Here is a 22,322-nt window from a genome sequence, read left to right as displayed (position 1 = left end):
GGCGGGGCGGTGCACGCTAGCGGCATGGGCATCTTCGACCGGATGGGAAAGGTCATCTCGAGCAACGTCAACGCGCTCCTCGACAAGGCGGAAGATCCGAAAAAGTCGCTGGATCTCATCGTCGAGGAGATGAAGGACCAGGTCCGCGCGGCGCGGAAGGAGCTGGTCGACGCGGTGGCGGCCGAGAAGGTGCTGCGCAAGAAGGTCGACGAGCTCGACGCCGAGGCGGAGAAGTGGGAGAAGCGCGCCGAGCTCGCGCTGAAGGCGAACGACGAGAAGCTCGCCCGCGAGGCGCTCGTGCAGAAGAAGCGCGTGGTGGGCGAGCGCGACCGCGCCGAGGCGATGCGCGCGGAGCAGCGCTCGGCGGTGCTCTCGATGAAGACCGAGCTCGAGCGCATGGAGGCCAAGCAGGAGGAGTTCCAGGCGCGGAAGGGCACGCTGGCGGCGCAGATCCAGCAGCAGCGCGCCGGCGGCGGCGCCGAGGGGCTCGGGGCGCGGGGCGGCCAGAGCGCTTTCTCCGAGTTCCGGCGGATGGAGGAGCAGGTCGAGGGGCAGGTGGCGCAGGTCGCGGCGTCGCGCGAGATCGAGGAGGCGATCTCCGGCGGCGGGCTGTCGGCGGCCGAGCTGGAGGCGAAGTTCGCCCAGCTGGAGCACGGCCGCGGCGGCGCCGGCGGCGGCAGCGCGGACAAGCCGGGCGGGGCGGCGGTCGACGACGAGCTCGCCGCGCTGAAGAAGCGGATCCGGATCGGGTCCTGAGGGGCTGAGAGCCGAGAAGAAGCGCGGCAGGGGGCGGGGAGCGGCGGCCGTCCTCGCCGGACGCGCTCCGCGGCGCTGGCGATGCATCGAGCGTCATTCCGCGTCGGCGAGCATCCTTCCTTCGACAGGTGACGAAGGCTCCATCACGGAGCGGCGCGGGCGACATCCCGCCCATCGGCGCGACCGCCGGGCGTGTGTCGCGAGATTGCGGGCTCAGCCGTCCGGGCCGATATCTGGGGCGTCCTTGTGGCTCATGTTACGCTGCCGCGCGTCACAGAGAGCCGAGGTGCGAATGAAGTGGATATCGATCGTCTTTCTTGGGTGCTTGCTGGTTGCCTGCGGGGATGACGAGGTCAGCTTTGGTAGCGGCGGCGCTGGCGCGGGCGGTCACGCCGAAGGTGGCGGCGGCGCGGGCACGAGCGGCAGTGCCGAAGGCGGCGGCGGCGCGGGCGCGGGCGGCAATGCGGAAGGCGGAGGCGCAGGCACGGGCGCGGGCGGCAGTGCCGAAGGTGGCGGCGGCGCGGGCACGGGCGGCAGTGCGGAAGGCGGCGGCGGCGCGGGCGCGGGCGGCACTGCGGAAGGCGGCGGCGGCGCAGGTGCGGGCGGCACTGCGGAAGGCGGCGGCGGGGCGGGCGGCAGCAGCCTCGATACGACGGAGCTCGCGATCGCTGCCGACGAAGCCGCCACGGCGGGCTGCGCGACGTTCGTGGACGGGGCCTGGGGCGTCGGGGAGACCGACTTCATCGACGGCGAGCCCACCAACGACGCGTGCGCCCTGGTCCCCGTGCTGGTCGAGGGAGATCCCTATTGGATCGCGTCGCGCGAGTTCGAGGGGGACATCCATATCGACAGCCTGGAGCACTCGTTCTCGGATGCAACGGCGGCGATCGGCGAGGGGCGCCATTCGTTCGTCCTCCGCAACTTCACGTTCGATGCGATCTTCACCGGAACCCTCGATGTGGCGGACGTGACGGATGACGCCGTCACCCTGTCGATTCAATAGAGCCCGTCACCGGGGGCCGTGACGCTGCTCATGGTCGCTGACCGCCCTCCATGCACCGCGGCAGCTCCGGCCCCACCATCGCGTTTGGTTCGACCCCCTGCAGGCGCTGCTCGACGAGGGTGAGGATCGCCTGGGACTGGTAGTCCTGGGCCAGCCGATCCAGGCGGTCTGCGAACGGGCGGTAGGACTCGCCCAGGGTGGTGAGGTAGGCCGCCCGATTTCGGATGTCGCGCATGTTGCCCTGCAGGGCCAGGGCATGCAGGACTTCCATCTCCTCCCGGGGAGGGGCCACGAGCTCCGCGGCGCCGCCGTCCCCGGCTTGCTCCTCGGCCGGTCTGGCATAGACCCAGGTGAGCCCGAGCTGGGCGCCGAGGATCCGCAGCAGGCTTTCCTGGTCGATGGGCTTGGTGAGGAAGGCGTCGGCGCCGGCTGCGACGCTCTCCGCCTGGTCTCCCTCGTTGGCGATCGCGGAGATGACGATGAACGGCAGCCGCGCGAGCCCCCGAGCGTGGCGATCGCGACGAATGCAATGGATGGCTTCCAGGCCGCCCATCACCGGCATGACCAGATCCATCAGCACCAGATCCGGCGACGCCGCGATCGCCTGCTCGATGGCCTCCTGGCCATTGGCCGCCTCGTAGACCTCGAAGCCCAGGCCGCTCATCAGGCCCAGAAGCACCGCCCGATTGCCCGCCGCATCGTCGGCGACCAGCACCTTCCGGCGCGGCCCCTCGTAGCCGACGGTGACCCGCTCGGAAGGCCGGAGGGGTCTCGCGAGCTCGGCCACCGGCAAGGTCGCGTCGAACCAGAACCGGCTGCCTTCATCGGGCCGGCTCTCCACCTGGATCTCGCTGCCCATGAGGTGCACCAGCTGGCGGCTGATCATGAGCCCGAGGCCGGTGCCCGGGCGGCGCCGCACATTCCCCACCCGCCCGAAAGGCTGGAAGAGCTTTCCCAGCTGCTCCGGCGTCATTCCGACGCCGGTATCCTCCACCTCGAAGCGCAGGCGCGCCCCGGTCTCGTCCTGGGCCAGCACCTGCACCCCGAAGCGCACCCGCCCCCGATCGGTGAATGTCACCGCGTTGCCCAGGAGGTTGAGCAGCACCTGGCGCAGGCGCTTCTCGTCGGCCAGCACCGCCTGGGGCAGGTGGGGCGTGACCTCGTAAACGAAGTAAAGGCTCTTCTGCTCCGCCCTGACGCGGATGATGTCGGCGGCGGCCGTCAGGAAGGCCGAGAGATCGAGCTGTCCTGGGTAGAGCTCGATCTTGCCCGCCTCGATCTTGGCGAGGTCCAGAAGGTCGTTGATGAGGGTCAAGAGGTGCTGGCCGCTCTGCTGGATGGTATTCAGTCCCACCGCCTGACGGTCTTCGAGATCCGGTGAGCGCTTGAGGAGCTGGGCGTAGCCGAGGATGGCGTTGAGCGGCGTGCGGAGCTCGTGGCTCATGTTCCTCAGAAACTCGGTCTTCGCTTGGCTTCTAGCTTCGGCCGTCTTGCGGGCCTGGCGCTCCGCCTCGGCCTGCTTGCGCTCGGTGATGTCGGTGGAGATGCCGCAGACGGCATAAGGCTGGCCCGCCGCGTTGCACAGGGGATACTTGAGAGAGAGGTAGGTGTGCAGCCCATCGTCCTGGGAGGCCTCTTCCTCGGCCTGCAGCGCCGCTCCGGTGGCCAGCACGTCTTGGTCGACGGCGCGGTAGGCATCGGCCCGCTCCGTGGGAAAGACATCGTAGTCGGTCCGGCCGACGATCGCTTGCTCACTGACGTGGAACAGCTCGGCGTAGCGCCGGTTGATCATCAGGTAGCGACCCTCAAGATCCTTGAGGGAGATGACCGCTGTCGAGTTGTCGATGATCGACTGCAGCAGCTCTTTGCTGTCGCGCACGGCCTGCTCGGCTCGCCGACGTTCGCTGTTCTCCTGGAGGAGGTCGGCGTAGAGCGTGGCATTGGCGATGGAGATGGCGGCCTGGGCCGAGAGCATCTCCAGCACCGAAAGCCGCTCCTGGGTGAACGCGCCGGCGATGAGGTCGTTTTCCATGTAGAGCAGCCCCACGAGCTCCGCCTGCCGCAGGATGGGCAGGCAGAGGGCAGATTTGGGGTACCGATAGAGGTCGTCGTAGGCGACGAGGGTATTTCGTGCCGTCCCGTCGTCCAGGATCACCTTCTCCCGACTGCGCCGGACGTAGTTGAGGAGGGGGACCGGAAGATCCGATGGGGAGGCTTCGGGCTCACGAGGAATACGCACCTCGATCCGGGTGCCCTCCGCCCTCGCCTCGGCCGTCAAGAACAGGGTCTCGCCGCGGGCGAGGAGAAGGCAACCCCGCCTCGCGCCGGCGTTCTCGACCAGGATGCGCATGAGTGCGTCGAGCAGGCGGTCGAGGACGATCTCGCCCGAGATGGCCTGGGAGGCCTTGAGCACCGAGCCGAGGTCGAGGGCGGTGGAGGCGGGCGCGGCGGCCTCCGGAGGCGTCGCGCCGCGGAGGATCTCGCTCGGAACGAGGTCGGGGTACGCGCGCTCGAGGCGGCGCATCGCCTCGGTCGCGCCCCATCGGCCGTAGGCCCTGTGCGCCTCGGTGAGGTAGGCGCGGGCGATGGTGGTCTTGCCGAGCGCGCGGAAGGAGAGGCCGGCGAGCTCGTTGGCGAGCGCCTCGTCGTGGAGGTAGCCGCCGCGCTGCGCGAGGGCGATCGCCTCGTCGTAGCGATCCCCGGCCGCGGCGCGCGCGTCGCCGCGGACGCGCTCGAGCTCGGCGCTGAGCAGGGCGCTGCGGTGCGCCAGGTTCTCCGGGCAGAGGTCCGCCCAGCGGGAGAGTTTTTCAGCGAAGATCTCCGCGCGGGCGAGGAAGAGCGCGCGCTCGTCCGGGGAGACCACGTCCGCCGCCTGCGTGAGCGCGACGCCGGCGTAGCCATGGAACGCGGGGATGCCGTGCCAGGCCGCCACGTTCGGGATCTCGATATCCAGCGCGAGCGCGCTGCGCGCCGCTTCCTCGAACGCGCCCTGAAAGACGCCGAGGAGAACGACGTAGAAGTAGCCGAAGAAGAGCGAGCCCTGGTTGTCGATCCGGCGGCACTCCTCGAGCACCTCGTCGATGTCGACCCACGCGCCCTTGAGCCTGGCCGGGTGCGCGGTCTCGACCGAGAGCTGGTGCGCGAGCTGTCCGGCCGCGGCGACGATCCAGGTGATGGTGTTGCACCTGTCGAGCTTCCGTATCGACTGATAGCTCTGCGCCTCGGCGAGGAGCTCGGAGAGCGGCAGGCCGCGCAGGAGGCTGTTCGTGATGCCGTTCTTCGCGCTGTAGAACGCCCAGATGTACTGGCCCGTCTCGAGCCCGGCGTGTATGGCGACGAGCAGCGACTCCCTGCAGACAGGGTAGCCCTCTTTCCAGTGCTGCAACCAGGCGCCCCACTGGTTCCAGAGCATCGCATCGGACTTCTTGTCCGGGTAGCGCGCCGAAAGGTCGATGGCGGCGCGGCCGAAGCGGTAGCCGAGCTCGATGTCGCCACGACCGCAGAGAAACACCCCGAAGGTGATGCAGCCGTAGATCGCGTGCGCCGATCGCCCGTGGCGGAGCGTGTTCTCGACGAGCTTCGCGACCGTGATGACGAGGTTGTTGGGGCTCAAGAACCAGCACGGACAAGAGAGCTCCTGGAGCACGTCCTGCATGGCGCGGAACTCCGGGTCCGCGAGCGGCGGCAGGTCGGGCAGCGCTTCCAGCGTCTTTTCCCGGACGAGGGCCATCGTCGCACGGATCTGGGCGTCGACCATGGTTTCGTCAGGGAAGGGGGGCAAGTCGAGCCCGAACGGGCGCAGGGCCGCGAGCCCTTCCGCGAGCGCGGCGGGCAGGTCGCTCTTCAGCACCTGCACGTTCATCTTATGCCGCAGCACCTCGGTGCGATCGAGCCGATCCACGGCACGCTCCAGGCAATCGGACAGGAGCGCGAGGGCGTCGTCGTGCCGACCACAGAGCGAGAGCATGAGGCCCGTCTTCATCCCGTACTCGAGGCGAAGCGGGTACTGCGACGTCCAGGCGTCCTCCGGAAGGCGCAGAAGACCGAGCTTCAGGTAGCGCAAGGCCGCGCCGAAGGCGGACGCGTCCTCGGCGCGGCGGGCGGCATCGAGGCTCATGCGGGCGAGGGAAAGGCGCTCCGCGGGGTCCGACACGAGGTCGCCCGCGCTGTTCAGGTGGCCGACGACATCGAAGAGGCTCTGGCTCTCGGAGAGGTCGAGCTTGCCCGCGAGCAGCCGGCCGATCCGGAGGTGGAAGGCGGGCCGGTCCGCCTCCGGGATCATGGCGTAGGCGCCCTCCTGGACCTTGTCATGGGCGAAGCGATAGCCGTCGCGCACGGCCAGCACGAGCCCCTCGCCGACGGCGGGATCGATGCGGCCGTACGCCTCTTCCGGCGAGCACTCGCTCACCGTGGCGAGCATGTCGAGCTCGAACCGGCTGCCGATCGCCGCGGCGAGCTTGAGCGCCTCCACCGCCTCCGGCGGCAGGCGCGCGATGGCGCGCACCATGAGGTCGACGACATTGTCCGTGTACGCGAGCGCATCGATCCTGGCGAGATCCCAGCGCCAGCCTGACCCGGCAGCGAACGTGAGCACGTCGTGAACGTGCAGCGACCGGACGAACTCTTTGACGAAGAACGGGTTGCCGCCCGTCTTCTTCTGCACCGCGTCGGCGAGCGGCCCGCAGTCGTCGCACGCGAGGCTGTCCGAGAGCATCTGGAGCAGGTGGGGGCGCGCGAGCGGGGCGAGGACGATGTCGTGCACGACGAGCCCGGCGTGCTTGAGCTCCTCGATGGCACGGACGAACGGGTGCCCGGGCGACACCTCGTTGTCGCGGTAGGCGCCGCAGAAGAAGAGCGCTTCGAGCGAGTCGTCGGCGAGGAGCGTGCGGAGCAGCCCCAGGCTCGCGGGGTCGATCCACTGAAGATCGTCGAGGAACAGGACGAGCGGGTGCGCACCGCGCGCGAACACCGAGACGAACAGCAAGAAACACCGGCTCATGCGGCTCTGGGCCTCGAGCGGGCCGAGCGCCGGCACGGGCGGCTGCGCGCCGATCACATGGCAGAGCGAGGGGATGACGTCGCAGACGACCTGCGCGTTCGGCCCGAGCGCCTCGAGGATCGCGCTGCGCCAGCGCTCGATGCGCGCCTCGCTCTCGGTGAGGAGCTGCCGCACGAGGCCGTCGAAGGCCTGGATCACCGCGCTGTAGGGCGCGTCGCGGTTGTACTGGTCGTACTTGCCGCTCGTGAAATAGCCCTTCTGGCGCGCGAGGGGCTTCAAGATCTCCTGCACGAGCGAGGACTTTCCGATGCCCGAGTAGCCGGAGACGAGGACGCTCTCGCGGCTGCCCTCGAGCGCGCGCTCGAAGGCGGCGGTCAGCGCCTCGATGTCCTGCTCGCGGCCGTAGAGCTTCTGGTGGATCCGGAACAGGTCCTGGCGATCGTGCTGGCCCGCGACGAAGGGCTCGATCGTCCCCGTGCCGCGCAGGGCCTCGCGGCAGCGTTCGAGGTCGGCGAGCAGGCCCTCGGCGCTCTGATAGCGGTCCTCGGCGTTCTTCGCGAGCAGCTTGAGCACGACGCCGGAGACGGCGTCGGGGATCGTCGGATCGACGCGGGACGGCGGCGCGGGGGCGAGGGCGAGGTGCGCGTGGATGAGCTCCATCGGGTCCAGGGCCTCGAAGGGGCGCTGCCCCGCGAGCAACTGGTAAAGGATGACGCCGAGCGCGTAGAGGTCCGTCCGGTAGTCGACGCCGCGGTTCATGCGGCCCGTCTGCTCGGGGGAGACATAGGGCAGCACGTCGGCGATCACCGCCGGCGCGTAGAGCCGCTCGTGGGCGCGGGTGATCTCGGCGTCGACGCCGAAGCTCGTGATCTTGACCGCGCCCCCTGCGCCGACGAGCACGTTGTGCGGGCGCAGATCGCGGTGGATGAGCCCTGCGGCGTGGACGGCGGCGAGGCCTTCGGCGAGCGCGGCCGTGAGATCGAGCGCCTCGCAGAGCGGCATTGTGCGCGACGGGCGCGCGGCGAGGAGCCGCGCGAGAGCGCGGCCCGGGAAGTCCTCGAGGACGACAATCAGGGCGCCGGCGAGCTCCTCGACGGCGTGCAGGGCGACGAGGCGGGGTGAGGCGAGCTGCGCGATGCGCTCGCACTGGTGCTTGAAGCGCGCGATGTCGGCGCGGGTCGCTCGCTCCGCGCGCAGGACTTTCAGCAAGACGGGGACACCGTCGCCCTCGCGGTACGCGCGGATCAAGCTGAAATCGGCGTGTTCCTCGATCTTCTCGAGGAGCGCGTAGCCTCTTTCGACGAACATCGATAGCCTAACCTCGCTCGCCTGTCTGTGAGAGGTGGTGCATTCAACCAGGTATATCTCCGCGGGGGAGGTCTGCACCGAGCGGTGCCGCCAGGGGGTTGGCGCTGCCGACGCCCCCCGGCCCGCCAACATCCTAGCGAACCAGGTTCAGGCGCGGTCGCCTCGACCGCCAGGATCAGCCGGCCGAGCAGCTCCAGGCCGGCCGGCGCGGAGCCAGGGGCGGTGAGCACGCGCTGGAGCGCCGACTCGGGCAACCCCAGGCCGAAGCCGACGTCCAGGATCGACAGCTGCACGCCCCGGGGCGTCTCGCGCACCGACACCACCACGGGCCGTGGCCAGGGAGCCCGCGGCCCGCGACGTCGGTCAGGAACGCCTCGAGCACCTGGCCGAGCTCGCCGCGGTGCCCGAGGGCGTGAATGTCTCGGCTGCGCGCGGCATCGGAGGGACACGCACCGTATCGATTCGTGGTGCCCGGCGGGGACCCTCGGGCATCGCCTGGGTTCGAGGAGATCGCGATGGGTCGCAGCCGATTCCGCTGGGAGCGCGATCGATCGGGCCGGCCGGTTCGCGCTGGAAGCGCTGTTGATAGACAGGAGCAGGGCGGGGGCGCGCGCGGCGCGCGGTGCGACATCCGGGGGGCTTCGCCCCGGCTGCGCGGCGATGGGTGGTGGGGGCTTTGGCCGATGGTGGGGTCTTTGGAACCGCCAAGCGCGCCAAGCACGCCAAGAAAGACACAAAAATCTTGGCGTCTTATGGCGCCTTGGCGGCTCCCTCATTCCGGCGATCCCGCGGTGCCCGGCCACGGGGACCGCGGGGGCTCACGGCCTGATCTCTGCGGCCTGGACCATCCCGTCCCGACTAAAATCCGTCGACTTACTAAATTGTGTTGCCATAGTCGACTGACCCAACTACAGAGTTAATCGTGGGAGACCGCGCGTGCATGACGCTCCCGCGTCGCGGGGGTATCAGGGCGACGGCGGACTCTCATGACCAGTGGACCAGTCGCTCGGAGTCCGACCGCGCTTGACCCTGCGGTGCCCGGCCATGGGGACCGCGGGGGCTCACGGCCTGATCTCTGCGGCCTGGCTCATCTCGTCCGGACCAAAATGCGCCAGATGCAACTCATTTACTAAATTGTGTTGCCATGGTCGACTGACCCATGTACAGAGTTGATCGTGGGAGATCGCGCGTCCCTGACGCCCCCGCGTCGCAGGGGTATCAGGGCGTCGGCGGACTCTCATGACCATTGGACCAGTCGCTCTCGGTCCGACCGCGCAGGATCCTGCGGTTCCCGGCCACGGGGACCGCGGGGGCTCACGGCCTGATCTCTGCGGCCTGGACCATCTCGTCCGGACCAGAATGCGCCGGACCAAGTCGCGCTAACTTACTAAATTGTGTTGTCGTGGTCGACTGATTCATCTATAGATCCAATCGTGGGGGACTGCGCGCGCATGGCGCTCCCGCGTCGCGGGGGTATCAGGGCGACGGTGGGCTCTCATGACCATTGAACCATTGGCGGAGGGTACGATTCATGGACAAGCACATTCAATATGCTCTATCGACCCTGCTCGTGGCTACGTCGCTGGGCGTGGCGGAAACAGCGCATGCCTACGTGACCATCACGGGGGATGTGTCGCCCGGGAACCCGAGCGACCCGTGGGATCTGGGGTCGGGCACCCTCCGCGTGGGCGGCGCGAGCAACCCCTGGGAGCCCACCTTCAATAGCGGGGAGGTGATCGTCGCGAGCGGCGGGCAGCTGTTCAGCGCGGGCGCATTGTTAGGAAATGATCGCAGCGGCACGGTTCAGGTCATCGGGTACGGCTCGAAGTGGACCAACAGCGGATCCATCCAGCTCTGCGTCAAGGGCTATAATGGTCAGGGGCTGCTCGTCGTCCGGAACGGCGCCGAGGTGCTCACCGATGATCTTGTGGTGGGTAATCGAAGCTCCGAGAGCAATGGTGGCAACGTGCTCATCGAAGGGTATGACGCCACTCTGACGAGCCAGGCGAATACGTACATCGGCCTCAGAGCGCGCGGTCAGGTCGATATCAAGCAAGGGGGGAGCTTCTTCTCGAACAATGTCTACATCGGCGGCGGCAGCGGCGCGTCGGGCTGCTCGATCTGCAATGGCCACGTGACCGTGACCGGCTCCGCGACGAGGTGGGTGAGCACGGGAGAGTTCATCTTGGGCGTGAACAGCCAGGGCACGCTGGACATCGACCGGGCCGAGGTCTTCACGAACAATGCGAGGATCGGTCGCAGGGAGACCCTGTTGATAAGCAAGGCCAGCGTGCATGGTTGGGGTGGTACGTGGACCAACGAGGGGCTCTTTCGCGTGGGGACGGTGCAAGGGAATGGCGAGCTCACCATCGGGGCGTACGGGACCCTCGTGACGGAAGATACCGAGATCCATTCCGAGCTTGGCGGGGCCTTCATCAAGGTGAATGACGTCTACGCGTCATGGCTCAACAGCGGCGACGTCACCGTCTTTGCCAGCGGCAATCGGTCTCCGTCGGTGGTGGTCGGCAAGGACGCCTTCGTGAGCATCGACGGCCTCCTCCGGACCGCGCCGAAGGCCGTCGGCCTCTATCCCTACCTGGGGCCCTCCGTGCGCATCGAGGACGGCGACCTCATCGCGGGCGCCATGGAGATCGAGGCGGGAGACTTCGACTTCGCCGGCGGGCGCCTCGAAACCGGCAGCTTCGTGGGAGATCTCGCCAACGTGCAGTCCGGCGAGCTCTCGGTCGGAGAGGCTCATCCGGCGACGGACATCGTCGGCAGCTACAGCCAGGGGCCGGGGGCCACCCTGAGGATCGTCGTCGGGGGATCGAGCCCCTCGCCGCTCCTCCAGGTCGACGGGGACCTCCTCGTCGATGGGGGGCTGGAGGTCGTGCCGGCCGACAGCTCCGTGTCGTTTCAGGTCGGGGACACCATCGCCCTGCTGGGCTGGGGCGGTGACCTCGAGGGGACGTTCGCCGCCGTGAACATCGCCGTGCCGCTCGCCTCAGGCCTCGCCTGGGACACCTCGGCGCTCTACACCACCGGCGAGATCACCGTCGTGCCCGCGATCTGAGCACGCCACGCCGGGCCCTCACGCCCTCTCCTCGCGGCCGGACCGGCGCCACGGCGGCGTTGTCCCAGGCGACAAGCGATCGCGTCGGCTCGGCTCCACCGCCTCCGGCGGCGTGCAGCCGAGCCGCCCCGGTGCGCTCGCATCCCGGCGCACGCCCCTACTTCGGTCCCGCCCTGCCGATCGCGATGACGTTCTGCTGCGCGGCCGGCTTGCCGCCCTCGTTCGCGGACACGAACGCGCGCGGGTGCGCCCTGAGGAGCGTCACGGTGAGCGTGATGCCCCAGCCGTCGTTGGTCTTGAGCTCCGCGTGACCGTGGCTGTCCTCGACCGCCACGATCAGCCGGCCGAGCGGCTCCAGACCCGCCGGGGCGGAGCCAGGCGCGGTGAGCACGCGCTGGAGCGCCGACTCGGGCAGCCCCAGGCCGAATCCGACGTCCAGGATCGACAGCTGCACGCCCTGGGGCGCCTCGCGCACCGACACGACCGGGCCGTGGCCAGGGAGCCCGCGGCCCGCGACGTCGGTCAGGAACGCCTCGAGCACCTGCTCGAGCTCGCCGCGGTGCCCGAGGGCGTGCGTCGCGCCGCGGATGGGCTCGAGCCGCACGGCCCGGCCCGTCGCGCGGGCGGCGCTCGCGACGGCATCGGCCACGACGTCGCCGAGCTGGAAGGCGCAGAGCGGATCGGCGGCGTCGCGCACCGCGAGCGGTCGCACGTTGTCGGACACCGGGGCGGCCTGCTGGACGGGGATGAGCGCGGCGACGTAGCCCGCGATCCACGAGGAGCCGTCGGACTCGCGCCGCAGCGGGCGCACCGAGAGCACGGCCGGCTCGGGCGCGCTGACGCTCAGCTCGATGCCGTCGTCGCTCGCCATCACGCTGGAGAGCGACACGGCGGCGTCGCTCGCGGACGTGGCGCCGAGGACGTCGCCCAGCGTGAGCGAGCCCGGTGGGAGCGCCGCGCTCGCGCTCTCCGCGGGCACCGTGACGTCGCGCGCCCGCAGCCACTTCGCGAACTCCGGCGCGACGAAGCGGACGTCGCCGAAGGCGTCGGCGTACAGCAGCCCGACCGGCGCGCTGCGCAGCATCGAGCCGAAGAGCTGGAGGTCGTCGAGCGCGACGCGCGCGCCCTCGACAAGATCGTCCTCCGGCGAGCCGCCGCCGCGCGCCTCGCCCGCGCCGGCCTGCGCCGTGCGCGCGAGGCGCTTCCTGCGCAGGAGCAGCGCGAGCTCGCGGCCGACGTGCTCGGCCCGCTCCGGCTCGCGCGAGAACGTCTGCTCGGCGACCGGGCCGCAGAAGAACACGTACCCCTCGATCTCGCCGAACGCGATGAGCGGGACCACGACCGCCGGCATGTCCTGCTTCGTCAGGAACCGGCGCGAGAGGCGGATCGCCGGCACGCCCTGCTCGCTGCTGTACGGGGGGCGGCGGACGTCGCGGCGGAGCTCGGCGACGAAGCTCTCGCCGCCCTGCTTGTCGTTCCAGAACCGGAGGTGCCAGCTCCCCGCGGGCAGCTCCGCGACGAGCACGAGATCGGCCGGGTGCGCCTGCTCCGCGAGGCGCGCCACGCGCGGCCAGAACTCCTCGTCCGGCAGCGTGTGGACCCCCTGCATGCGGAACAGCGCGGCGCGCTGGATGAGCTCCGCGGCGCGATCGACGGAGCGCTGGACGACGAGCCCGCGCACGATCATGACCCCCGTGAACGCGACAGCGAGGCCGAACAGCGCGCTCGGCAGCGCGATGAGGCTCGCCTCGGCCCGCGCGGCGAGCACGCCCTGCCCCGCCGCGAGCGCGAAGACGGTGAGGAACAGCGCGACCGTGGCGACAAGGCTCCCGTAGCGGCGGCGCGCGATCCACACGAGCCCGCCCGCGAGCAGCACGAACAGCGCCGGCACCCACGCCGGCGCCGAGGCGCGCCGGCCGCCGTCGAGCAGCCCGCCGAGCACCGCGGCGACGCCCCTCGCCGGCGGCAGGGCCGACGTCGCGACCGCCTGGGGCGCCACGCCGCCGGCGCCCACCGCGACAACGGCGACGCGGCCCTCGAGCGCGCTCGCGGGGACCTGGCCGTCCGCGAGATCGCGCAGGCTGACCGCCGGGACGCTCTGCGGCGCCTTCTTGAGCACCCAGGGCGCCGCCGAGACGCCGAGCGCGCCGAGCTCCGGCGCCCGCTCCCCCGCCGCCAGCGGGAAGAAGCCGACGACATCGCCGGCGCTGAGGCGGAGCAGCTCGGGCGGCATCCGGACGACCGGCGCGGCGCCCGCGGCGCGCGTGGCGTTCGTGGCGCTCGTGGCGGCCGCGTGGCTCGCGGCGTCGCCGCCGCAGAACGCGTCCGCCGGGGGGATCAGCAGCGCGCCGCGCGCGCGCCCTCGCTCGAGCAGCCCGGGGAGCGAGCGCTCGCAGAGCCCTTCGCGCAGCGACTCGGGCGAGGCCGTGACGAGCAGCACCTGCGCGGACGGCGCGGCGTCGGCGAGCGCGGACGCGGTGAGGCCGCGCGCCACGTAGTCGAGCCGATCGAGCGGCGCCACGGCGGCGATCAGCGCCCCCGCGACGATCGAGAGCACCTCGGGCCTGAGCCACCCGAAGCGCGCCGCATCCGCCTGCGCGCCCATCGGGCGCGGGATGCGAAAGGGCTTGGGGATCCGCGGACGGTAAGTCTTCGCCATAGTCGCTGAAGGCCGCGGCCCTCGAGGGGGGCGCGGGACGCCCCGGGCAGCCTGAGCGTCGCATCGTGATCGAATCAATACAATTGTCCACCCGGGGCCGCCGCGCCAAAAACATCGGCTGTGCGACGAGAAGGCCGCTCCCTAGGGCCGCAGGCGCAGCCGTTGCGCCCGCCTCTATCGTCCTCCGGTGCGCCGCGATCTCCGACCGGGCCGCGGCGCCGCGGTGAATCCCGGGCCACGGCGCCGCGGCGAATCTGTTCACCAGGGTGCGACGTGGTGCTCCCAACGCTCCGCCGAGGCGCGTTGTGTTGCGGGCGGCGCACGTGTGATGCGACGTCAGCGCCCTGTGACGATTCGGCTGGATCGGCCTGTCGGAAGGGGTTTGAATCCTTGCTGCGTATGCGCCGTGCTTCACCTGTCTTTCGTGCCGCGCCCATCCTCGGCCTGCTCAGCTTGGTCAGCAGCGTGGCCTTCTCGGCCTCGAGCTGTGGCTGCGAGTCGGATGTGCAGATCGCAGACTCTTCGGGCAGCGGAGGCGCGGGCGGCGGCTCAGGCGGCGGGGGCGCCGGCGGCGAGACCGGGAGCGGCGGCGGCGCGGCCGGGAGCGGCGGCGGTGGCGCGGCCGAGGCCGGCGGCGGTGGCGCTGGCGGCGTCGGCGGGGAGGAGCTGCCGGACGAGCTGCCCGACTTCACCGAGGAGGAGCGTGAGCCCACCGAGGCCACGGACGGCATCCCGAGCCCGCTGCCGGGCGTGTACACCGACAAGGGCGTGGCCGGGGGCGACGAGGTGGTCCGCGCGCTGATGGGCTTCCCCATCCGCAACTCGGGGCTGCTCGAGCAGAGGATCGCGGAGATCTACGACCCGACGGGCCCGCGGTTCCGCCAGTACCTCACCCGGGAGGAGTGGATCGCGGCGTACGCGCCGCGGGAGCGCGACGTGCACCTCGTGAAGCTCTGGCTCGAGGAGCAGGGGATGCAGGTGAACTTCACGGCCACGAACCGGCTGCTGATCCAGTTCACCGGCACGGTGAGCCAGTTCAACGAGACCTTCGGCACGGAGCTCCGGGTCTTCGAGCGCGAGAACCCTCAGGCGGGGAATCCGCCCTTCGACGTCTACGGCACCCTCGGCCAGCTCACCGTGCCGACGTGGGTGTCGGAACGCACGACCGGCATCCTCACCGCGGATCTCGCGGCGAGCACCAGGCCGCTCCCGGGCGAGGGCGGGGAGATCGAGCCGGATCCGCCGGCCGAGGTCGAGAGGGGGCTGACCCCCGCGCAGATCGCGGGGGCGTACGACGTCGACGACCTCTACGAGCTCGGGTTCACCGGCGAGGGCGTGAAGCTCGGGGTCACGATCGGCGCGGCCTTCAAGTACAAGGACCTGCAGTCGTTCTGGCGGGCGCTCGGCGTGGAGCGGTCGAACCCGGAGGTCGTCCAGACCATGGAGCCGGCCTCGACGCGCTACGTGGAGTCGACGCTCGACGTGGCGTGGTCGGGCGGCCTCGCGCCGGGCGCGGACCTCGTGGTGTACCAGGGCCCCGACGCGCGCAACACGTCGATGGTCTACACGTTCAACGAGGCCGTCGGCCGCGGCGAGGTGTCGGTCATCACGGACTCGTTCGCCCACCGCGAGGACTCCGAGCCGCCGGCCGTGCGCCTCCAGTACCACCGCTCGGCGCAGATGGCCGCGGCGCTCGGGATCACCGTGGTCGCGGCGACCGGCGACTCGGCGCAGACCGACACGCCCTCGGCGAGCCCGTACGTGACCGGGGTCGGCGGGACGTCGCTCTCGCTCGGCGCGGACGGCGAGGTCGAGGACGAGCGCGCCTGGTCCGGCTCCGGCTCCGGCCCGACGCTCTCGTTCCCGATCCCCTCCTGGCAGGTCGGCGTCGTCGAGGGGTCCGGGGGCAAGCGGGCGGTCGCGGACGTCGCCATGCACGCCGGGAGCTCGCCGACCCCGTACTGGGTCTACTACCTCGGCGAGTGGCGGCGGTACGGCGGGACGTCGTTCGCCTCGCCCTGCTTCGCGGGGCTCATCGCCGTGGTGAACAGCTACCGCGCCGAGCAGGGCCTGCCGCGCGCCGGGTTCCTCAACTCGATCCTCTACACGACCCCCGCGGTGCAGGCGACGTTCCGCGACGTCGTGCGCGGCGAGACGGAGTTCTTTGCCGCGGGGCCCGGCTGGGACTACCCGACGGGCTGGGGCGCGCCGAGCGCGATCGGCCTGGCCACCACGCTGCCGTAGCGCGCCCGCGCTGGCAACCGCGCCGGGCGGCGGCGCGCGCCGACCCGCCCCGCCGCCGCCGTCCCGCCGCATGCTCGAGAACCTGCCGCTCTTTCCACCGAACGGGCTCGATCGGAGCCTCCACACCGCGGTCCTGATCGGCCTCGTCTTCGGGACGTTCTTCACCGAGACGCTCGGCTGGACGTACGCGGGGCTCGTCGTGCCCGGCTACCTCGCGACGGTGTTCTTCGCGGCCCCGGTCACCGCGGTGTTCATCATCGCGGAGTCGATCGTGACGTACCTGTTCGTCGCGCTGATCGGCCGCTGGGTCACCCGGACCGGCGCGTGGTCCACGGCGTTCGGGCGCGAGCGGTTCTACCTGTTCATCGTCGGCGCGGTGATCGTGCGGCTCTTCGTCGAGGGCTTCGTCGTGCCCGAGGTCTCGGCGCGCTACGACTTCGTGCACTCGCGGGAGCTCTACAGCATCGGGCTCGTGCTGGTGCCGCTCATCGCGAACGCCTTCTGGAACAGCGGCTTCCTGCGCGCGGCGCCGCGGCTCGCGGTCGTGACGGCGCTGACGGCGCTCGTGCTCGGCGTGCTGCTCCGGACGACGAACCTCTCGGTCTCCCGCTTCCAGGTGCTCAACGAGAGCCTGTCGCTCGAGTTCCTCGAGCTGCCGAAGGCCCACATCATCCTGGTCATCGGCGCGCTGATGGGCGCGCGCAACAACGTCCGTTACGGGTGGGACTACAACGGCATCCTCGTGCCCGGCCTGCTCGCCGTGGCGTGGTACGAGCCGACGAAGCTGCTCACGACGACGATCGAGGCGCTGGCCGTCTTCTACCTCTCGCGCTGGATCACCTCGGTCCGCCCGTTCTCCCGGATGCTGCTCGTGGGGCCGCGGCGGATGATCTTCGTGTACGTGCTCGGCTTCCTCGTGAAGATGGCGATCGGCTTCGCCATGGTGCGGTACGCGCCGGGGCTGCAGATGGTCGACTACTTCGGCTTCGGTTACCTGCTCCCGAGCCTGCTCGCCGTGAAGATGTGGAACAAGGAGCACGTCGGCATCGTGATCATGCCGACGATCCAGGTGTCGTTCACCGCGTTCCTCGTCGGCAACGGCGTCGGTTACGCGCTCGTGGCGCTCGGCTGGGGAGGCGCGCCGCCGCCGCCCGCGGCCGCGGCGAGGCCGGTGCCGCGCATCGAGAGCGCCGCGCTGTCGCTCGTGCTGGCGGACACGGCGCCCCGGCCCGGCCCACGCCCGAGGGCGGCCGCGATCGCCGCCGACATCGAGTCGCGGCGGATCGCCCACCGGCTCGCGCGCAGCGTGCTGCGCGACGGGCGGCCGGCGGACGAGCTGCTCGGCGCGGCGGAGCGCGCGCGGGTGTCGGTGGCGCGGGAAGGCGACGGCGAGCGGCCGTGGTACGTGCTGAGCCCGCGGTTCGACGATCCGGACGACGCGCCGGGCGTGCCGCGGGCGGCGATCCGCAAGCGCGTCGGCAGGAGCCCGACGTCCGCGCCCGAGTGGCTGGTGCTGGCGGCGCCCACCGAGCTCGGCTCGGCGCTGCCGGCGGTGGCGCTCCGGGTCGCGGGGCTGCTCGACGCGGCGGGGGTCGTGCTCCTGTCGCGCCACGGGGCGATCCGGCGCCACGACGAGGCGTTCGTGGCCGCGATGATCGACGCCATGGAAGACCCCCAGGTGCTCATCGTCGAGCCGGGCGGCGGCGACGGGCCGGAGCTCAGCGTCGTCGGCTCGCCGGCGGGGCTGCCCGTGGTGTCGATCGGCCTGGGGCTCGGCGCCGAGACGGCGATGACGTTCCGCCAGGCGGCGGAGCCGTCCACGCCCCTCGGCGACGCGCCGCGCCTGCACGTGCCGCGCGAGGTCGCCGAGGCGGTCGGCGCGCGCTCGCTGGGCGCGCCGGAGGCCGTGCGCTGGACCGGGACGCTGGAGGAGGAGCTCGCGAAGCGGATGGTGTCCTTGACCGAGGTCCAGCCGGGCCGCTTCCGTCCGCCGTCGCTCGAGGAGCTCAGGCTGTTCGACGCCGTGGTGGCGCCGCGGTTGATCGCGGCGGCGACGCGCCCCGGCGGCGCGTCCGGCGCGGCGCCGCCGACCGCGTGGGAGCGGGCGATCCTCGGGCGCCTCGGCTTCCGCGAGGTGCGCATCGGCGGCACCGCCGAGGCGCCGGCGGCGTGGGGCATCGCGGAGCCCGGGCCGGACGAGGGCGGCCCGGAGCGGCGCGGGAACCCGGCGTGGCTCGTGCTGACACATCAGTCCACGCTGCCGCGTGCTGCGTCGAGCGGCGACATCTTGCCCACGGCGCCCTCGACGGAGGCGGTCAGGTCGCCGCTGACGGGCGCGATGCTCGTCGAGGTGCCCGCGCCGCGGTGGCAGATCGGGGCGTTCGGCGCGGGGCTCGCGCTCGCCGACGCGCTCTCGGCGCAGTCGCTGCTGCTCGCCGGGGCGGTGCCCACGGCGGAGCCGAGCGGGGCCGCCGACGTGCGGCGCGCCGAGGGGCTGCGCAGCTACTTTCAGCGGGCGCACGAGGTCTGGGTCGGAGACGGCGGCAATGCGCTGTCGGTGCAGGCGATCGAGGCGGATCGGACCTACGAGCGGGACGCGGTGATCTCGTTCGGGTACGAGGTGTTGCGGCCGGGGCACGTGCCGACGTTCGCGGGGCCGCTGCTGGAGACGCTGCGCGATCTCGAGCTGCGCGTGGGGATCTTCGACGGCACGCGCGAGCAGGTGCCGTTCAGCGGCGCGACGGACATGGCGATGGCCTACGCGAAGCGGTTCGCCGAGGGGCGGTTCGCGATCGTGTACCTGGGCAGCGCGATCCGGCGCTTCTTCGAGCTCCGGCGCTTCGTGGAGCCGGGGCAGGGGGAGACGCGCCTCGAGGCGCGGCTCGCGCGGCTCGGCGTGACGCCCGAGCCGGCCGACGTGGCGGCGCGCGCCCAGGCGCTCGCGTCGTGCGCGGGGACCGCCGGCGCAGGCGCGAGCGGGGACGAGCTCTGCCCGACCCGGGGCGTGACTGCAGAGTGCGATCTCTCCGCAGCGATAGAGCCCTTCCGGCGCTACACGACCGAGCGGAACCCGTACTACCTGAGGGCGCACTTCTCGACGCAGACGGCGGGGCCGGGGGGCGCTCCGGCGCCGGCGGACGCGCCGCGGGCGGGCGTGGCGGACGCGCCGCGGGCAGGGGCGGACGCGTCGCGGGCGGCGGTGGCGGTGGCGCCTCGGGCAGGGGTGGCGGCCGCGGCGCGCGCCGCGGCGGCGGCCGCGCTGCGCGGGAGCGCGCCGGCCGCGCCGCGGGGCGAGGCGCAATGCCATGTGGAGATCGGGCGCGACGTGATCACGGGGCGCCCGTGGGTGATCGCGGCGCGGCCGGGGGAGGCGCAGCTGCTGCCGATCGACGGCGCGCTCGTCGCGGTGCCGGGCGCGGCCGTGCCCGGCGGTTCGCGGCTGCGGCGCGCGGTCACCGTCGGCACGAGCGCGCTCCGGGTCGAGGCGGCCGGGCCCGGGGCGGCGCCGCAGCGGGTGGCCCCGTGACCGCCCCGGCGAAGCGCCGCGAGCCGGCGGGCCACGGGGCACCTGCGCCGCCGCGCTCCCACGCGGCGCGGCCGGCGTCCCGGGCGCGCATGGCGACGGCGGGGTTCCGCGCCCGCGACGGCGCCCCGCGCAGGGCGCTGAACCCGCGGTGGCTCATCGCGATGGCGCTGCTCGGGGTGACGGCGTTCGCGCTCTCGCAGCTGTCGAGCGCGCCGCCGCTGGGCGGCTCGCTGCCGGCCGAGGACGAGATCCTCGCCTACCACATCGAGCCGGAGCGGGACCTCGTGATCAAGGTCCCGGCCGAGATCGACGCGGTGGAGGTGACGACCTGGGGGAGCGTGAGGGCCGACGCCTGCGACTCGGCGCGGCGCTACCCGTACGGGTTCATCGCGGCGTTCGTGAACGAGCGGGGCGAGGAGGTCGCGCGGCACGCGATCGATCTGGAGAGCCGGGTCAGCTGCGATCCGGATCGGCCGCTCGGCGAGGGCGAGTACGCGGCGCGGCTCGCGAGCGGCGGGGGCGCGGTGACCGATCCGCGCTCGACGCTGCTCATCACGCACGACGTGCTCCCGCAGGGCGGGCAGGTGCGGCTCCGGGCGAAGCCCGCGGTGGGGAGCGACGGCGCGCGCGTGCCGAGCGAGCTGACGATCCTGTCGCGGCTGGAGGGGCGCTACCAGCGCAGCGAGGCGTCGCGCGCGGTCTACGAGCAGAGCCTCGACGCGGAGGAGCGGCGGCAGCTCGGGCTCCGGGCGTCGGCGCTCGGCTTCGCCGATCTGCCGGAGCCGGCGCGGAAGGCGCTGCTCCGGGGCTGGGCGCGGCGGCTCGAGGCGGGGGGCCGCGAGGGGATCGACTACGAGATGTCGCGGCTGCTCTTGCGGCGGTTCCGGATGCCGTACCCGCGCGCCGAGGGGCGCGGCGCGTCCGAGTTCGTGATCGGCGAGCGCCGCGCGGCCGCGCTGAACTTCCGCGGCCCGCTGTCGCTCGACATCGAGGGCCCGCCGGGCCGCACGGTGCGGGTCGGCGACGGCGCGAGCGGGTCCACGAGCGTCGCGCTCGGCCCGCTCGGGCGGGCCACGGTGCGGCTCGTGCGGGAGGACATCCGGACGGTGGTGATCGACGGCGTCGGCCCGGATTTCGGCGTGCGGTTCAGCGCGTCGGAGGCGCAGGCGATGCAGCAGATCGGCGAGATCGTCCACCCGGCGATGCCCTTGCCCGCGGGCGAGGGGGGCCCCGGCGCTGCGCCGGGGGCGCTCCCGCCGGGGGCCGCCGAGGAGCCGCCCGCTCCGTCCGCGCCCGCGGCGGCGCCGGCGGCGGCTCCTACGCGGCTGCAGACGCCGCCGGACGTGCGGATCGTGCGTTACCTGGCGCTGGATCCGAGCGACCCGGTCATCGCGCGCATCGCGCCCGGGCAAGAGCTCCTCGGGCTGCTGTTCCGGACGCAGATCGACGCGAGCGGGGGCGCGAACCAGGGCGAAGCGACGGTGGTGGCGCGGTGGGGCCCTGGGCCGTCGGAGCGGGCCGAGCTCAAGGTGACGCTCCCGCGATCGCGGTTCGAGTGGTGGAACGAGGGGTTCGACGCGTCCGAGCCGCGGCTCGCGATCCTCCGGCCGCCGGCGGGGGTGGAGCGGATCGAGATCACGGGCGACGCGAGGACGCGCCTGCGGCTGCGCGCGATCGAGCCGGGCGTGAACGAGACGCTGTACCGGCTGCCGTACCGGGTCACGCTGGCCGAGGACGAGACGTGGCGCTACGCGCCGTTCGACGTCAGCACGTGGACGGACGTCCGCGCGTTCAACCTCGACGATCTGGAGCGGAAGGAGCGCTTCTCGGATCTGCGCGAGCAGGTGCGGATCGAGCGGGCGGGGGAGGGCGCGAGGTCGGACGCGGATCGGCCGGAGCGGGTGCTCGTCCCGGAGCACGCGCCGGTGCGCCGGCGGCTGCTGATGCCGGCGTGGCAGTCGGCGGGGGAGCCGTCGCCGGGCGACGCGTGGACGCCGCTGCTCGTGGCGAAGGACGTGCGGGTGGACGGGGCGGGGGCGCGGGCCGGGCGGCTGTCGGTGATCTACCGGGCCGCGCGCGCGTCGCTCGGCAAGGAGGTGGCGGTGCGCGTGGACGGCGAGGTGGCGCTGAAGGAGCCGATCGTGGCGCTGTCCGGGTCGCTGCGGGTGGCGGCGCCGGCGGGCGCGCGCCGGGTCGAGGTCGAGGGGCTGGGCGAGGCGGGGGTGGCGTACACGGACGCGCCGCCGGCGAACGGCGGGGCGATCGTGCGCCGGCGCGACGTGTTCGAGCTGACGCGCGCCCGGCCGATGACGTACGAGTTCAAGCAGGAGGCGGGCGAGACGCTGCACCTGGTGCTGTTCGTGGTGACGCCCGGGGAGAACGCGGACTACCGGATCCGGTACCGGATCGAGGGGGCGAAGCCGGCGTCGCGGGAGGCGGCGTTCTTCCGGCGCGTGACGATCCCGGACGGCGTGCTGGCGGGCCGCGGCGGCGACCTGACGCGCGCGACGCTGTGGGAGGCGGCGACGGAGAAGCGCGGCACGGATGGCGTGGGGCGCGGGGTGATCCGGCTGGGGGACGACCTGGCGCCGGGGGAGCGGGTGGTGAGGCTGTCGCTGCTGGGGCCGCAGCCGGGCGATACGGGGGAGCCGGCGAAGGCGGTCTGGGTGGGGGCGGTGCTGGTCGGGCAGAAGGCGCCGGGGCGGGACGACGGGCCGAGGCTGTGGGTGGAGGACGATCCGTGAGGAGGAGCGG

At 72.3% G+C, this 22,322-nt stretch carries 8 protein-coding genes; 6 read left to right on the top strand and 2 right to left on the bottom strand.

Features of this window, described 5'->3' with window-relative positions; genetic code table 11:
• Positions 1-24 precede the first annotated feature (24 nt).
• Positions 25-756, top strand: coding sequence for a PspA/IM30 family protein (locus WMF29_RS40255; RefSeq protein WP_272102502.1), 732 nt, complete (start codon positions 25-27; stop codon positions 754-756).
• 292 nt (positions 757-1,048) lie between these two features.
• Positions 1,049-1,759, top strand: coding sequence for a hypothetical protein (locus WMF29_RS40250; protein WP_437325385.1), 711 nt, complete (start codon positions 1,049-1,051; stop codon positions 1,757-1,759).
• Positions 1,760-1,787: 28 nt separating this feature from the next.
• Here the strand turns inward: WMF29_RS40250 and WMF29_RS40245 are convergent, their stop codons facing one another.
• Positions 1,788-8,066, bottom strand: a complete 6,279-nt coding sequence (locus WMF29_RS40245; RefSeq protein ID WP_437325384.1) for an AAA family ATPase — start codon at positions 8,064-8,066, stop codon at positions 1,788-1,790.
• A gap of 1,531 nt (positions 8,067-9,597) precedes the next feature.
• Between WMF29_RS40245 and WMF29_RS40240 the strand changes: the two genes are divergently transcribed.
• Positions 9,598-11,139 (top strand): hypothetical protein, encoded by a 1,542-nt coding sequence (locus WMF29_RS40240; RefSeq protein WP_437325383.1) that lies wholly within the window; start codon positions 9,598-9,600, stop codon positions 11,137-11,139.
• A 157-nt stretch (positions 11,140-11,296) separates the two neighbouring features.
• On the opposite strand, the gene WMF29_RS40235 is transcribed toward WMF29_RS40240, so the two are convergent.
• A complete protein-coding gene (locus WMF29_RS40235) occupies positions 11,297-13,744 on the bottom strand; it encodes a hypothetical protein (protein ID WP_437325382.1) in 2,448 nt (815 codons plus the stop codon).
• A 558-nt stretch (positions 13,745-14,302) separates the two neighbouring features.
• Here WMF29_RS40235 and WMF29_RS40230 point away from each other — a divergent pair.
• The 3 genes from WMF29_RS40230 to WMF29_RS40220 all read left to right on the top strand — a co-directional run bounded on the left by WMF29_RS40230 (position 14,303) and on the right by WMF29_RS40220 (position 22,312).
• Positions 14,303-16,042, top strand: coding sequence for a S53 family peptidase (locus tag WMF29_RS40230; protein ID WP_437325381.1), 1,740 nt, complete (start codon positions 14,303-14,305; stop codon positions 16,040-16,042).
• A 70-nt stretch (positions 16,043-16,112) separates the two neighbouring features.
• Positions 16,113-19,568, top strand: a complete 3,456-nt coding sequence (locus WMF29_RS40225) for a poly-gamma-glutamate biosynthesis protein PgsC/CapC (protein ID WP_437325380.1) — start codon at positions 16,113-16,115, stop codon at positions 19,566-19,568.
• On the top strand, positions 19,565-22,312 hold the full coding sequence (locus WMF29_RS40220; protein WP_437325379.1) for a hypothetical protein: 2,748 nt from the start codon (positions 19,565-19,567) through the stop codon (positions 22,310-22,312). The genes WMF29_RS40225 and WMF29_RS40220 overlap by 4 nt, the downstream gene beginning before the upstream one ends.
• The last annotated feature ends 10 nt before the right edge of the window (positions 22,313-22,322 follow it).

It is taken from the genome of Sorangium sp. So ce381, from assembly GCF_051473845.1.
In the GTDB taxonomy this organism is placed as follows: Bacteria; Myxococcota_A; Polyangia; order Polyangiales; family Polyangiaceae; genus Sorangium; species Sorangium atrum.
The sequence above is the reverse complement of the archived record's forward strand: the minus strand, read 5'-3'. Positions and strand labels throughout refer to the sequence as shown.